The following is a 14,273-nucleotide window of genomic DNA, read 5'->3' as shown; positions in this document are numbered from 1 at the left end:
ATCCCGGGGGTCACCCTCAGACTCCCGGCGCCATGTATCCATCGCTCACCACCTTCAAACCTTGCGATCTGCCGGCGCTGCTGAACAGCCTTCAGCCCATCGCGCCGTTGCTCGATACCTTGTCGGACGTGGTGTTTTTCATCAAGGACTGCGAGGCCCGCTACGTCTTCGTCAACCAGACCCTGGCCCGGCGTTGTGGTTTCAAACACAGGGACGAGCTGCTGGGGCGCACCGCCGAAATGGTCTTCCCGGAACGCTTCGGTCCGCTGTACACCGAGCAGGATCGGCGCGTGCTGTCCAGTGGTCGCGAACTGGCCGATCAGCTCGAGTTGCATTTGTATTATGGCAATCAGCCGATCTGGTGCCTGACCCACAAACTCGCCCTGAAGGATGAACAGGGTCGGATCGTGGGCCTGGCCGGTATCTCACGAGACCTGCAATCGCCACAGTCGAACCATCCGGCGTTCCAGAAACTCGCCGCCGTGGATGCCCATATCCGCCGCCACTTCGCCCGCGCCATCAGCCTCGCCGAACTGACCGCCATCGCTGGCTATTCCGTGGCGCAATTGGAGCGGCACTGCAAACGGGTGTTCCAGCTGACCCCACGGCAAATGATTCACAAGGCGCGCCTGGAGGAAGGTTCGCGGTTGTTACTGCACACCGAATTGCCGATTACCGAGATTGCCTTGCGCTGTGGTTACACCGACCACAGTGCCTTCAGCCGGCAGTTTCGGGCGCTGACCAGTTTGTCGCCGACTCAGTATCGCGATAATCAGCGTTAGGCGGGTGATGAAGAGTGTTCTTCCGGGCCTCATCGCGAGCAAGCTCGCTCCCACAATTGACCGCGTGCGCAAGGTAAATGCGATCCCCTGTGGGAGCGAGCTTGCTCGCGATGAGGCCAGCCCATCCACCACAAAACCTGCAATGAACCGAAAAGCAGGCACGCACCTCTCACCTGCCAGTGTTCCCTAAAGGGGCGCCCACGCTACCGCTGCTCCCATATGTAACACCTGCCCCCGATACCTTGGCGTCACCATGCCTCGGGTTGCAGCGCTACAAAACCTCTACGCCAAGGCCTGACAACTAATTCACCCCTCGGACTGGAAATAGGCACGTTGATTGCTATTGTTAATATCGTATACGAAATCCCCAATACGATATTCAACAGCACTTCACGTCACGAGGCCTCTATGAAAAACCCCGCATTTGCCGTAGCCCTCAGCGCTGTTCTCAGTACCTCCTTTATCGCCACTGCCCAGGCCGACAAGCTCGACGACATCATCGGTTCGGGCAAGCTGCGCTGCGCCGTGACCCTGGACTTCCCGCCCATGGGCTTTCGAGACGCCAGCAACTCGCCGGCCGGCTTCGATGTGGACTATTGCCGCGACCTGGCGAAGATCCTCGGGGTCGAGGCCGAGGTGGTGGAAACGCCGTTCCCGGATCGCATTCCGGCACTGGTCTCCGGCCGGGCTGACGTGATCGTCGCGTCCACCTCCGACACCCTCGAACGCGCCAAGACCGTTGGCCTCACCGTGCCCTACTTTGCCTTCCAGATGGTGGTGCTGACCCGCGACGACACCGGCATCAACGGCTTCGACGACCTCAAGGGCAAAGCCGTGGGCAACACCAGCGGCACTTATGAGGCCATCGCCCTGGAGAAAGACGTGAAGAACTGGGGCTCGGGTAGCTTCCGAGCCTACCAGTCGCAAAACGATACCCTGCTGGCCGTCACCCAAGGCCACATCGATGCCACCGTGGTCACCAACACCGTGGCCGCCGCCACCCTCAAGTCAGGCAAATACAAAAACCTGAAAGTCGCCGGTAACGCCCCGTACGTCATCGACTACGTGTCCCTGGGCGCCAAGCGCAGCGAGTACGGCCTGCTCAACTACCTCAACCTGTTCGTCAACCAACAGGTACGCACCGGTCGCTACCAGGAGCTGTTCGTTAAATGGGTCGGCACCGAGATCTCGCCGACCAACCTGACCGTGCCTCAGGTCTACTACTGAGATGTCCGGCATGCCTGGGCCAATGTCTCTGACCGGGCGCAGCCTGGTGGCGGGTGCTGCGCAAGGCGCCCTGCTGTTCGCCGATGTCGGCTTGAGTTTCTGGGGCGGAGTCGATCCCTGCACGGGTGAAGTCATCGACCGCCATCACCCGCTCAGCGGCCAACACCTGGCCGGCCGCGTGCTGGCGATTCCCAGTGGTCGCGGCTCGTGTACCGGCAGCAGCGTGTTGATGGAACTGATCAGCAACGGCCATGCACCGGCGGCATTGGTGCTGGCCGAAGCCGACGAGATCCTGACCTTGGGCGTGCTGGTGGCGCAGACCATTTTTGCCCGTTCCCTGCCGGTGCTGTGCATCGGTCGGGAGGCCTTCGCCGCCCTGCGCGGCCAGGCCTTCGCCCGGGTCGAAAATGCAACGCTGAGCCTGTTCGATCACCTGCCGGGCGACGCCTGGCAGGCGCTCGATAGCCCATTACCAGACACTGACAGCATCGCCTCGATCAGGCTCACCGAGCACGATCGGGCGCTGCTCGATGGCCGGCATGGCAAGGCCGCGCAAATGGCCATGCAGATCGTCCTGCGTATGGCCGAACTGCAGGGTGCCGACCAGTTGGTGGATGTCACTCAAGCACACATCGACGGCTGCATTTACACGGGACCGGCGAGCCTGCGCTTTGCCCGGCAGCTGGTGCAATGGGGAGCAAAAGTGCGAGTGCCCACCACGCTCAATTCAATTTCCGTCGACCAGCGCCGTTGGCGCGAACTGGGTATCGACCCGGCACTGGGTGAACCGGCCAGTGCCTTGGGCGATGCCTATATGGCGATGGGCGCACAGCTCAGTTTCACCTGCGCGCCGTACCTGCTCGACACTGCACCGAAGGCTGGCGAGCAAATCGTCTGGGCGGAATCCAACGCAGTGGTCTACGCCAACAGCGTGCTCGGTGCACGCACCCTGAAATACCCGGATTACCTGGACATCTGCATCGCCCTCACCGGTCGTGCCCCGCTGATCGGCTGCCACCTGGACGCGCAACGCAAGGCTCGGTTGCAGATCGAGTTGCCTGCCCTCGGTGAACTGGACGATGCCTTCTACCCGCTGCTGGGTTACCACATTGGTGCCCTGGCCGGCAGTCGCGTGCCGCTGGTGCTGGGACTGGAAAAACGCAAGCCGGGCCTGGACGACCTCAAAGCCTTTGGCGCGGCCTTCGCCACCACCTCTGCGGCGCCACTGTTCCACATCGCCGGGGTCACGCCGGAGGCCATTGACCCGGCGCAGGTGCTGGATGCGGACATTTCCATTGCCGTGGAAAAAATCCGCCTGAAGGACCTGCTGCGCAGTTGGCGCGAACTCAACAGTGCTCGTGATAACCGGGTGGATGTGGTGTCGCTGGGTAACCCGCACTTTTCCCTCAGCGAGTTCGCTCACCTGGCGCAACTGTGCCGGGGACGACAAAGACACCCGGATGTGGTGCTTGCCATCACCTGCGGCCGTGCCGTGTTGGAGCAGGCCCGCGAGGCCGGGCACATCGCCGTGATCGAAGCGTTTGGCGCGACCCTGGTCACCGACACCTGCTGGTGCATGCTCGGCGAACCCGTAATCCCCCTGGCGGCTAAAAACCTGATGACGAACTCGGGCAAATACGCCCACTACGCACCGGGCCTGGTCGGCCGCAAGGTGCACTTCGCCAGCCTTGCCGAATGCGTCGACGCGGCCTGCACCGCAACGGCCAGCGGACGTTTACCGGCCTGGCTACAACCTGCTGCCCTACTGGAGAGCCCTGCGCATGTTTGACTACAGCTTCCAATGGCGTTCCGCCCTGCGCGCCCTGCCGGACATGCTTGCCGGTGCCATCGTCACCTTCGAAACCGCCGCGCTGTCGATGATCTTCGGCGTGCTGATCGCCCTGGCCCTGACAGTGATGCGCGAGGCCAAACACCCGTTACTGCGCGGGTTCGGCAACGGTTGGGTATCGATTGCCCGCAACACCCCGTCGCTGTTCCAGATCTACATCCTCTACTTCGGCCTCGGCTCGCTGAACCTGCACGTCAGTTCCTGGTTCGCCCTGCTGGCCGGGATCACCTTCAACAATGCCGGGTATCTGGCGGAGAACTTTCGCGGCGGCCTCAAGGCCGTGCCTGACACGCAGGTACGTGCGGCGCGTTCCCTCGGCATGAGTGCCTTCCAGGCCTACCGCATGATCATCGTCCCGCAACTGCTGCGGATCGTGTTCTACCCGCTGACCAATCAGATGGTCTGGGCGGTGTTGATGACGTCGCTGGGGGTGATCGTCGGACTAAACAATGACCTGACCGGTGTGACCCAGGAATACAACGTCAAAACCTTCCGCACCTTCGAGTATTTCGCCATCGCAGCGGTGCTGTATTACTTGATTGCCAAGGCGATCGTCGCGGCAGCCCGGCTGATGGCCTGGCGGTTGTTCCGTTACTGAGGAGCTGTCCATGTTTTCCACCGATTTTTCCTCGAATGACCTGATGTTCCTGCTCAACGGTGCGTGGGTCACGATGCAACTAACGTTCTGGTCGATCATTCTCGGTTCCTTGGCCGGGTTGTTATTCGGCCTGCTGCGGGCCTTGTTGCCACGGGCCAGCCTGCCGTTGGCCTGGGTGCTGGACGTGTTTCGCAGCGTGCCGTTGCTGATCCAGTTCGTACTGTTCAACTCACTCAAAAGCATCATCGGCCTGAACATCAGCGCCTTCAGCGTCGGCTGCATTGTGTTGGGGGTTTACGCTGCGGCGTACTTCACCGAGATCGTGCGGGCCGGCGTGCTGGCGGTGCCGTTCACCGTGCGCCGGGCCAGCCGGTCGCTGGGGCTGAGCTTCTTGCAGGACTTGCGCTGGATCGTCCTGCCGATGGCCACCCGGGTAGCGTTCCCCGGCTGGCTGAACCTGGTGCTCGGTGTAATGAAAGACACCGCGCTGGTGATGTGGATCGGCATCGTCGAACTGCTGCGCGCCTCGCAAACCATCGTCACCCGCATCCAGGAACCGTTGCTGGTGCTGTGCATCGCGGGCCTTATCTACTACGTCATGAGCCTGGTGGTCGCACGCCTGGGCGCTCGTCTGGAAAGAAGGTGGCAAGAAAATGATTGAGATCGACAACGTACATAAATCCTTCGGCAACCTCGAAGTGGTCAAGGGCGTCAACCTGACGGTGAACAAGGGCGAAGTGGTGTCGATCATCGGCGGCTCCGGCTCCGGCAAATCGACCTTGCTGATGTGCATCAACGGCCTGGAACCGATCCAGAAAGGCAACATCCGCGTTGATGGCGTCGAGGTCCATCACAGCGCCACCGACCTCAATCGCCTGCGGCAGAAAATCGGCATTGTGTTCCAGCAATGGAATGCCTTCCCGCACCTGACGGTGCTGGAAAACGTCATGCTCGCGCCGCGCAAAGTGCTGGGCAAAAGCAAGGCTGAAGCTGAAGAACTAGCGGTGAAGCAACTGACCCACGTCGGCCTGGGCGACAAGCTCAAGACTTTCCCTGGCAAGCTGTCCGGTGGACAGCAACAACGCATGGCCATCGCTCGCGCCCTGGCCATGTCACCGGACTACATGCTGTTTGACGAAGCCACCTCGGCCCTCGACCCGCAGTTGGTCGGTGAAGTGCTGGACACCATGCGCATGCTCGCCGAAGACGGCATGACCATGGTGTTGGTGACCCACGAAATCCGCTTTGCCCGGGACGTGTCCGACCGTGTGGCGTTCTTCCGCAATGGCCTGGTGCATGAGATTGGTTCGCCGGATCAGGTGATTGGCAATCCGGTGCATGCGGAAACTGCAGCGTTTCTGAAATCAGTGAAATAGCGACTGGCCTCATCGCGAGCAAGCTCGCTCCCACAGGGTTTTGTGTGGGCCGCAATGTTGTGTACACCACTCATTCCTGTGGGAGCGAGCTTGCTCGCGATGAGGCCTTCACAGGCGAAACAAGGAGCAAGCCATGCGTTCATCAAAAGTCATTCATGTAGTCAGCTGCCACGCCGAAGGCGAAGTCGGCGACGTGATCGTCGGCGGTGTCGCCCCGCCGCCCGGCGCCACCGTGTGGGAACAGTCGCGCTGGATCGCCCGGGACGAAACCCTGCGCAACTTCGTCCTCAACGAACCCCGCGGCGGCGTGTTCCGCCACGTCAACCTGCTGGTCCCGGCCAAGGATCCACGGGCGCAGATGGCCTGGATCATCATGGAACCGGCGGACACCCCGCCGATGTCCGGCTCCAACTCGTTGTGCGTCGCCACCGTATTGCTCGACAGCGGCATCCTGCCCATGACCGAGCCGCAAACTCGCCTGGTGCTGGAAGCGCCCGGCGGCCTGATCGAAGCCGTGGCCGACTGCCGGGACGGCAAGGTGCAACGGGTGGAAGTGAAAAACGTGCCGTCCTTCGCTGATCGGCTGGATGCCTGGATTGAAGTCGAAGGCATCGGCTCGCTGAAGGTTGACACCGCTTATGGTGGCGACAGTTTTGTGATTGCCGATGCCAAAGGCCTGGGTTTTTCCATCCGCCCGGATGAAGCGGCCGATCTGGTCGCGGTGGGGCTGAAAATCACTCGAGCGGCCAACGAACAACTGGGCTTCGTGCATCCGCTGAATCCCGAGTGGTCGCACATTTCCTTCTGTCAAATCGCCGCGCCCATCGTCCATGAGAACGGCATCGCCACCGGCGCCAATGCGGTGGTGATTCAACCGGGCAAGATCGACCGTTCCCCCACCGGCACGGGTTGCTCGGCGCGCATGGCGGTGTTGCAGGCCAAAGGCTTGATGCAGGTTGGCGAGCGCTTTGTCGGCCGTTCGATTATCGGCTCGGAGTTCCACTGCCGCATTGATTCGCTGACCGAAGTCGCCGGCCGCGCCGCGATTTACCCGTGCATTTCCGGCCGGGCGTGGATCACCGGCACCCATCAATTGCTGCTCGACCCAAGCGATCCGTGGCCACAAGGCTATCGCCTGTCCGACACCTGGCCCGGCGCCTGATCACGCAATCCCTGCCCCCCAGACCAACGGCCAGTAAAACCCCCTGAAAAACCAAAAAAAGCACTAGCCGAGCATTGTCATTTTTAATATCGTATACGAAATACAATTAACGAACCGGAGGCAACAATGAGCAAGCGCATTAACTGGAGTGGCGTCTTCCCAGCGGTGACCACTCAATTCAACGATGACTTCTCCATCAACCTGGAAAAAACCCATCAGGTGATTTCCAACGTGATCCGCGACGGCGTGTCAGGCCTGGTGGTCTGCGGCTCGGTGGGTGAAAACACCTCGCTGACCGCCGAAGAGAAAATCGCCGTGACTGAAGTCGCTGTCGATGCCGCCCGTGGTCGCGTACCGGTGATTTGCGGCGTGGCCGAGTTCACCAGCGTACAAGCGGCCAAGGTCGCCAATGCCGTACGCCGGGTCGGCGTCGATGGCGTGATGCTGATGCCGGCGCTGGTCTACGGTTCCAAGCCGTTCGAAACCGCCGAGCACTACCGCTACGTGGCGAAAAACGCCGACGTGCCGCTGATGGTCTACAACAACCCGCCTATCTATAAGAACGACGTCACCCCGGACATCCTGATTTCCCTGGCCGACTGCGACAACGTGGTGTGTTTCAAGGACTCTTCCGGCGACACCCGCCGCTTCATCGACGTGCGCAACGAAGTTGGTGACCGTTTCGTGTTGTTCGCCGGCCTCGACGACGTGGTGCTGGAAAGCATCGCCGTGGGTGCCGAAGGTTGGGTCTCGGGCATGTCCAACGTGTTCCCGAAAGAAGGCGAAACCATCTTCCGCCTGGCCAAGGCCGGTCGTTTCGCCGAAGCCATGCCGATCTACGAATGGCTGATGCCGATCCTGCACCTCGATGCCCGTGCCGACCTGGTGCAGTGCATCAAACTGTGTGAAGCCATTGCCGGTCGCGGCAGCGCCTTGACCCGTCCGCCACGCCTGGCCCTGCCGGAAGCCGACCGCGTATTCGTCGAGCAGATCATGGCCAAGGCGTTGGCCAACCGCCCGGAACTGCCAGACGTCGGTCTCTGAGTGATTGCCGGGCGGGTCTTTACTGGCCCCGCCCGGCTGCCCGTTTTTTGCGTCTCAACAAGGTACGTCAGCATGTCGAATCCTCAACACACGCAAAGCGCAACCACACCCTCGGGACTCAAACGCGTGGTGGCCGCCGCCATGGCTGGCACCGTCGCCGAATGGTATGAATTCTTTCTCTACGGCACCGCCTCGGCATTGGTTTTTGGCAAGCTGTTCTTCCGCCAGACCGACAGCCCCATCGACGGCATCATTGCCGCCTTCGCTTTGTACGCGGTCGGCTTTCTCGCCCGGCCGTTAGGCGGTTTGGTATTCGGTCACTACGGTGACAAATTCGGCCGCAAACGCCTGCTGCAACTGAGCCTGGTAGTGGTCGGCATCACCACCTTCCTGATGGGTTGCCTGCCTGGCTTCGACCAGATCGGTTACGCAGCGCCGGTGCTACTGGTGCTGTTGCGGTTGATCCAGGGCTTCGCTTTCGGTGGCGAATGGGGCGGCGCGATTCTGCTGGTGTCCGAACACTGCCCGGACAATCGTCGGGGCTTCTGGGCCAGTTGGCCGCAAGCCGGGGTGCCGGCCGGCAACCTGGTGGCCACGCTCGCCCTGCTGCTGTTGTCGTCGAACCTGTCAGAGCAACAGTTCCTTGCCTGGGGCTGGCGCGTGGCGTTCTGGTTCTCGGCGGTAGTCGTGTTGATCGGTTACTGGATTCGCACCAGCGTCGATGACGCGCCGATCTTCAAGGAAGCCCAGGCCCGTCAGGCCCAGACCAAACAGCAACAGCACGGTGTGGTGGAAGTGCTGCGCCATCACTGGCGTTCGGTGCTGGTGGGAATCGGCGCTCGCTTTGCCGAGAACATCCTCTACTACACCGTAGTGACGTTCTCGATTACCTATCTGAAACTGGTGGTGCACAAGGACACTTCGCAAATTCTGCTGCTGATGTTCGGCGCGCACCTGGTGCACTTTTTCCTGATCCCGCTGATGGGCTATCTGTCGGACATCGTCGGGCGCAAGCCGGTGTACCTGACCGGCGCGGTGCTCACAGCGTTCTGGGGTTTCATCGGTTTCCCGATGATGGACACTGGCAACAACTGGCTGATCATGGCCGCCATCACCCTGGGCCTGGCCATCGAGTCGATGACTTATGCGCCTTACTCGGCGCTGATGGCTGAACTGTTCCCGACCCACGTACGCTACACCGCTCTGTCCCTGTGCTACCAGGTGGCGCCGATCTTCGCCGGTTCCCTGGCACCGCTGATCGCCATCACCTTGCTCAACAAGTACCACAGCTCGACTCCGATCGCCTGGTATCTGGTGGGCGCCGCGCTGATTTCCGTGGTGGCTGTCGGCCTGACCCGCGAGACCCGTGGCAAGTCATTGCGCCAGGTGGATGCCGAGTCGGCGGCGCGGGTTGCTGCGCTGGACCCAGCCTCAACTGGCCCACGCCGGGCCGACTCTCTGGCCTGAGTAAATCCCTGTGGGAGCGAGCCTGCTCGCGATGGACGTTAACGATACCGCGCTGATCCTGGATAAACGCGGTGCCTTTGAAACCATCGCGAGCAGGCTCGCTCCCACAAAGGTTTTGTGTTGCAAACCCATTTTTCGACAGGAGCTTTTTCGATGCCTGAGATCCTTGGCCACAACTACATCGGTGGCGCCCGCAGCGCAGCCGGCAACATCATCCTGCACAGTCACGACGCCAGCACCGGTGAAACGCTGCCGTTTTCATTCATGCAAGCCACCGCGCAAGAAGTCGACGCGGCCGCCCAGGCCGCTGCGGCCGCCTATCCAGCCTTTCGTAACTTGCCGGCGACGCGCCGGGCGCAATTCCTTGAAGCCATCGCCGCGCAACTGGATGCCCTGGATGACGAGTTCGTTGCCCTGGTGACGCGCGAGACCGCCCTGCCCAGCGCCCGGATTCAGGGCGAGCGCGGCCGCACCAGCGGCCAGATGCGTCTGTTCGCTCAGGTCCTGCGTCGGGGCGATTTCTACAGCGCGCGCATCGACCGCGCCCTGCCGGAGCGTCAGCCGCTGCCACGGGTTGACCTGCGCCAGTACCGGATCGGCGTCGGCCCGGTGGCGGTGTTCGGCGCCAGCAATTTTCCGTTGGCCTTTTCGACTGCCGGCGGCGATACCGCAGCGGCCCTGGCCGCCGGTTGCCCGGTGGTGTTCAAGGCCCACAGCGGGCACATGGCAACCGCCGAATGCGTGGCCAATGCGATCCTGCGCGCCGCCGAGCAGACCGACATGCCCAAGGGTGTGTTCAATATGATCTACGGCGCTGGTGTCGGTGAAGCGCTGGTCAAGCACCCGGCGATTCAGGCCGTCGGTTTCACCGGCTCGCTCAAAGGTGGCCGTGCCCTTTGCGACATGGCCGCAGCACGGCAACAACCCATCCCGGTGTTCGCCGAGATGAGCAGCATCAATCCAGTGTTGGTATTGCCCGAAGCCTTGCGCGCGCGGGGCGAGAAAATCGCCGGTGAACTGGTGGCATCGGTGGTCCAGGGTTGCGGGCAGTTCTGCACCAATCCGGGGTTGGTCATTGGTATTCGCACCCCTGAATGGACGGCGTTCACTGCGCGACTCAGCAACCTGATGGCCGAACAACCGGCGCAAACCATGCTCAATGCTGGCACCCTCGGCAGCTATGAAAAAGGGGTGCGGGCCTTGCTCGAGCATCCGGGCGTGACGCACCTGGCGGGCCACGACCAGCAGGGTAATCAGGCGCGGCCGCAACTGTTCAAGGCTGACGTCAGCCTCCTGCTCAATGGGGATCGGCTGTTACAGGAAGAAGTGTTCGGGCCGACCACCATTGTCGTAGAGGTGGCGGACAAGGCTGAACTGCGGCAGGCGTTGAACAGCTTGCACGGGCAACTGACCGCGACATTGATTGGCGAAGCATCGGATCTTCAGACCCATGCGGACCTGCTGGTACTGCTGGAACAAAAAGTCGGCCGGGTACTGTTCAATGGTTACCCCACCGGGGTCGAAGTCTGCGATGCCATGGTCCATGGCGGGCCTTACCCTGCAACCTCCGACGCCCGTGGCACGTCGGTTGGCAGCCTGGCCATCGAGCGATTCCTGCGTCCGGTGTGCTACCAGAACTGCCCGGACGCCTTGCTACCCGACGCCTTGAAAAACGCCAACCCACTGGGGATTGCACGGCTGGTGGATGGCAGCAGCCAGCACGACCCAATCTAGAAACCACACAAATGACTGTAGGAGCTGCCGCAGGCTGCGATCTGTTGATCTTGAAAATCAACAGCAAAAGATCGCAACCTTCGGCAGCTCCTACGCAAAATATGTGATCACCACCAATCAAATGTGGGAGCGGCGGTGCGGCGATCCGACTTGCTCGCGAAGGGGTCATCGAGTCCAACATCTTGGTTGATTGACACACCGCCTTCGCGAGCAGGCTCGCTCCCACAGGATTGAGCACTTGACTCAATCAGGCGAGCAAGGCTTTGAGGTCGTTATACAGCGCCTCGGGAATTTGCACGCCTTCCACCAGACTGCGTGCCCGCGCCGCGTATCGTCGCTGCGACGGTAAGCGTGCGCCCTGCCCTTCAATGCCCTGGAACAACGTTTCGGCACGGGCCAAATGCTCTTCAGTGGCGTCCCCCAGAAAGCGCCGAGGGTCCAGGGCGATAATCAACTCGCCATGGTACGGCGACGACTTGCTGCCCCCGTCGTAGGCCAACGACTCGGCACTGGTCAGGTCACCGATCAGCGGCCCGGCAATCAACTCCACCATGGCCGCCAGCGCCGAACCCTTGTGCCCGCCGAACGTCAGCATCGCGCCGCTATCAAGCACCACGTTGGCGTCAGTGCTCGGCTGGCCTTGGGCGTCCACGCCCCAACCTTCGGGAATCGCCTTGCCGGCACGCCGGTGCAGTTCGATATCACCCCGGGCAATCGCGCTGGTGGCGAAGTCGAATACAAACGGATCTTGCCCCGCACGCGGCCATCCGAAGGCAATGGGATTGGTGCCGAACACCGGCAGTCGTCCTCCAGCCGGCGCCACCCAGGCGTGGCTCGGATTACACGCCAGTGCCACCAGACCGGCAGCCGTCAGCTGCTCGATCTCCACCCACAGCGCCGAGAAATGTACACAGCGGTTGATTGCCAACGCCGCTATGCCGTTGGCCCGGGATTTCTGCGCCAGCAACGGGAGCCCCGCCTGAAACGCCAACTGCGAAAACCCACCGCCAGCATCCACCCGCACAATCGATGGCGCCTGGTAGATCACCTGTGGCTCGGCATCGGCCGACACCTTGCCGGCCCGCAGGGAATTCACACACCCCAGAATCCGGTACAAACCGTGGGAGGCACAGCCATCACGTTCGCCAACAACCACCGTCGCCGCCACCGCTTGTGCATGGGCCAGATTAAAACCGTTGTACAACAAGATCGACTCGGCCAACTCACGGGCTTCGATCAGGGTCAGTCGGATCATGGTCATCTCCTTGGACAGACCGGTCAGGGTGGTCTATCCGAGGCGTCATGGCTTGATGGGTTTGGGCATTGGCGATGACGAAATTGGCACAGCGCAGGCAGTTGGCGCCCGTTAAACCAATGGCTGATGACTGGTCACAGTGGATGCTGCCACCGGCGGCGAAGTCCGGGGTGTTTTCGGGGGACCGGATAGCTCGGCCTGATCCTGATTGTGTTGAAGGCTGCTGGCCTCTTCGCGAGCAAGCCCGCTCCCACAGGGGGATCATGTACGCCACAGAACCAATGTGGGAGCGGGCTTGCTCGCGAAGGGCGCAACTCGGTCCCAAGCCTGATCTTTGCAGACGAGGCAACACAGATTTGTCATCAATCCAATTGATCGCCGATTAATCAAAGGCGCAATCTAGAGGGCTGGCTCGGGCCTTATATCATTCCGGATGATAGTTACCTTCGCCCCATTCGATTCGTGAGATACAAACCCGCCGCGCATCATTCGCCAATCTCAATACATTGGCGGATGCATCCATGGAACAGTCATTCAAACATTTGCGCTTCCCGTTGGCTTTGTTGGCCGTCGTGGTGATCAGCGCTTGCGGCAAGGCCCCGGAAACCGCCGCCACTATGCCAGCAGCCAAGGTCAGCGTGGCCAAGGTGCTGGAACAACCGGTCAACGAGTGGGACGAATTCACCGGGCGCCTGGAAGCGCCGGAAACCGTTGAAATCCGTCCACGGGTCTCCGGCCAGATCGATGAAGTGGCGTTCACTGAAGGCGCCCTGGTCAAGAAAGGCGACCTGCTGTTCCAGATCGACCCGCGTCCGTTCCAGGCTGAGGTCCGCCGCCTCGAAGCACTGGTTGCACAATCGCGTGCCAATGCCACCCGCAGCGAAAACGAAGCCCAGCGCGGTGAACGCCTGCGCATCAGCAACGCCATTTCCGCCGAGCTGGCCGATTCGCGCACCAGCGCCGCCCAGGAAGCACGCGCCGCCGTCGGTGCGCTTCAGGCACAGCTCGACCTGGCCAAGCTCAACCTGAGCTTCACCCGCGTCACCGCACCGATCAGCGGCCGTGTCAGCCGTGCGGAAATCACCGCCGGCAACCTGGTGACCGCCGACACCACGCCGTTGACCAGCGTGGTCTCCACCGACAAGGTCTATGCCTACTTCGACGCGGACGAGCGTGTGTTCCTCAAGTACACCGAGCTCGCTCGCCAAGGCAAACGCGGCGCCACCACCCCGGTGTATATGGGCCTGTCCAATGAAGACGGCAACCCGCACCAGGGCGTGATGAACTTCGTCGACAACCAGGTCAACCCCAAGACCGGCACCATCCGTGGCCGCGCCGTGTTCGACAACAGCGATGGCAGCTACACCCCGGGCCTGTATGCACGCCTGAAACTGGTGGGCAGCGGCACCTACAGCGCCATGCTGATCAACGATGAAGCGGTCGGTACCGACTTGGGCAAGAAGTTCGTGATCGTGTTGGACGGCGACAACAAGACCGCCTACCGCGCGGTGGAACTGGGGCCGAAGATCGAAGGTTTGCGCATCGTGCGCAGTGGCCTGAACAAGGACGACACCATCATCGTCAAGGGCCTGCAACGGGTACGTCCCGGTTCACCGGTCACCCCTGAAGTGATTCCGATGGCCAGCGAACAAACCCTCGCGGCACTCGCACAACAACGCCAAGCGCTGGAAGCCAGCAACCTGCCCCAAGTCGCGCCTGCCAAGGTCGCGCCGGGCACGGTTGTGAAACTGGCTGCCACGACCCCACGCGGTTAAGGGA

12 protein-coding genes are annotated in these 14,273 nt (G+C 61.7%); 11 read left to right on the top strand and 1 reads right to left on the bottom strand.

Translation table 11 applies throughout. The annotated features are described in order from the left end of the window. Positions 1-32 precede the first annotated feature (32 nt). The 10 genes from ACXX83_RS09870 to ACXX83_RS09825 all read left to right on the top strand — a co-directional run bounded on the left by ACXX83_RS09870 (position 33) and on the right by ACXX83_RS09825 (position 11,239). Positions 33-782, top strand: a complete 750-nt coding sequence (locus tag ACXX83_RS09870) for an AraC family transcriptional regulator (RefSeq protein ID WP_458548290.1) — start codon at positions 33-35, stop codon at positions 780-782. Positions 783-1,190: 408 nt separating this feature from the next. Continuing rightward, positions 1,191-2,009, top strand: a complete 819-nt coding sequence (locus ACXX83_RS09865; protein ID WP_217835074.1) for an ABC transporter substrate-binding protein — start codon at positions 1,191-1,193, stop codon at positions 2,007-2,009. 10 nt (positions 2,010-2,019) lie between these two features. Continuing rightward, the gene (gene lhpI / locus ACXX83_RS09860) at positions 2,020-3,798 is read left to right on the top strand and encodes a cis-3-hydroxy-L-proline dehydratase (protein ID WP_458548289.1); all 1,779 of its coding nucleotides are present in this window, start codon (positions 2,020-2,022) and stop codon (positions 3,796-3,798) included. After that, positions 3,791-4,456, top strand: coding sequence for an amino acid ABC transporter permease (locus ACXX83_RS09855; RefSeq protein ID WP_007997725.1), 666 nt, complete (start codon positions 3,791-3,793; stop codon positions 4,454-4,456). Before lhpI ends, ACXX83_RS09855 begins: the two co-directional genes overlap by 8 nt. 10 nt (positions 4,457-4,466) lie before the next feature. Further along, positions 4,467-5,117, top strand: coding sequence for an amino acid ABC transporter permease (locus ACXX83_RS09850; protein WP_095966737.1), 651 nt, complete (start codon positions 4,467-4,469; stop codon positions 5,115-5,117). After that, positions 5,110-5,832, top strand: a complete 723-nt coding sequence (locus ACXX83_RS09845; RefSeq protein WP_047530195.1) for an amino acid ABC transporter ATP-binding protein — start codon at positions 5,110-5,112, stop codon at positions 5,830-5,832. The genes ACXX83_RS09850 and ACXX83_RS09845 overlap by 8 nt, the downstream gene beginning before the upstream one ends. 133 nt (positions 5,833-5,965) lie before the next feature. After that, positions 5,966-6,994 (top strand): trans-3-hydroxy-L-proline dehydratase, encoded by a 1,029-nt coding sequence (locus ACXX83_RS09840; RefSeq protein WP_008018645.1) that lies wholly within the window; start codon positions 5,966-5,968, stop codon positions 6,992-6,994. Between the two features lie 126 nt (positions 6,995-7,120). Continuing rightward, on the top strand, positions 7,121-8,038 hold the full coding sequence (locus ACXX83_RS09835) for a dihydrodipicolinate synthase family protein (RefSeq protein ID WP_126045788.1): 918 nt from the start codon (positions 7,121-7,123) through the stop codon (positions 8,036-8,038). 72 nt (positions 8,039-8,110) lie between these two features. Next, the gene (abaF, locus tag ACXX83_RS09830) at positions 8,111-9,505 is read left to right on the top strand and encodes a fosfomycin efflux MFS transporter AbaF (RefSeq protein WP_458548288.1); all 1,395 of its coding nucleotides are present in this window, start codon (positions 8,111-8,113) and stop codon (positions 9,503-9,505) included. A gap of 153 nt (positions 9,506-9,658) precedes the next feature. Then, positions 9,659-11,239: an aldehyde dehydrogenase (NADP(+)) gene (locus ACXX83_RS09825; RefSeq protein WP_458548287.1), complete on the top strand. Its 1,581-nt coding sequence runs from the start codon at positions 9,659-9,661 to the stop codon at positions 11,237-11,239. Positions 11,240-11,486: 247 nt separating this feature from the next. Here the strand turns inward: ACXX83_RS09825 and ACXX83_RS09820 are convergent, their stop codons facing one another. After that, positions 11,487-12,494 carry an Ldh family oxidoreductase gene (locus tag ACXX83_RS09820; RefSeq protein ID WP_458548285.1) on the bottom strand — a complete coding sequence of 336 codons (1,008 nt, stop codon included), beginning with the start codon at positions 12,492-12,494 and terminating at the stop codon, positions 11,487-11,489. A gap of 521 nt (positions 12,495-13,015) precedes the next feature. On the opposite strand from ACXX83_RS09820, the gene mexE reads away from it, so the two are divergent. After that, entirely contained in the window at positions 13,016-14,269 is a 1,254-nt protein-coding gene (gene mexE, locus ACXX83_RS09815) for a multidrug efflux RND transporter periplasmic adaptor subunit MexE (protein ID WP_458374662.1), read from the top strand. Positions 14,270-14,273 lie beyond the last annotated feature (4 nt).

This window comes from Pseudomonas sp. GNP012 (genome assembly GCF_054343835.1).
Note: the sequence above shows the minus strand (reverse complement) of the source record. Positions and strands in the feature narration are given on the sequence as shown.

Excerpts from the sequence above, each read along its gene's own strand:
- ACXX83_RS09870 (WP_458548290.1), top strand. The coding sequence starts at position 33 with ATGTATCCATCGCTCACCACCTTCAAACCTTGCGATCTGCCGGCGCTG.
- ACXX83_RS09865 (WP_217835074.1), top strand. The coding sequence starts at position 1,191 with ATGAAAAACCCCGCATTTGCCGTAGCCCTCAGCGCTGTTCTCAGTACC.
- lhpI (WP_458548289.1), top strand. The coding sequence starts at position 2,020 with ATGCCTGGGCCAATGTCTCTGACCGGGCGCAGCCTGGTGGCGGGTGCT.
- ACXX83_RS09855 (WP_007997725.1), top strand. The coding sequence starts at position 3,791 with ATGTTTGACTACAGCTTCCAATGGCGTTCCGCCCTGCGCGCCCTGCCG.
- ACXX83_RS09850 (WP_095966737.1), top strand. The coding sequence starts at position 4,467 with ATGTTTTCCACCGATTTTTCCTCGAATGACCTGATGTTCCTGCTCAAC.
- ACXX83_RS09845 (WP_047530195.1), top strand. The coding sequence starts at position 5,110 with ATGATTGAGATCGACAACGTACATAAATCCTTCGGCAACCTCGAAGTG.
- ACXX83_RS09840 (WP_008018645.1), top strand. The coding sequence starts at position 5,966 with ATGCGTTCATCAAAAGTCATTCATGTAGTCAGCTGCCACGCCGAAGGC.
- ACXX83_RS09835 (WP_126045788.1), top strand. The coding sequence starts at position 7,121 with ATGAGCAAGCGCATTAACTGGAGTGGCGTCTTCCCAGCGGTGACCACT.
- abaF (WP_458548288.1), top strand. The coding sequence starts at position 8,111 with ATGTCGAATCCTCAACACACGCAAAGCGCAACCACACCCTCGGGACTC.
- ACXX83_RS09825 (WP_458548287.1), top strand. The coding sequence starts at position 9,659 with ATGCCTGAGATCCTTGGCCACAACTACATCGGTGGCGCCCGCAGCGCA.
- ACXX83_RS09820 (WP_458548285.1), bottom strand. The coding sequence starts at position 12,494 with ATGATCCGACTGACCCTGATCGAAGCCCGTGAGTTGGCCGAGTCGATC.
- mexE (WP_458374662.1), top strand. The coding sequence starts at position 13,016 with ATGGAACAGTCATTCAAACATTTGCGCTTCCCGTTGGCTTTGTTGGCC.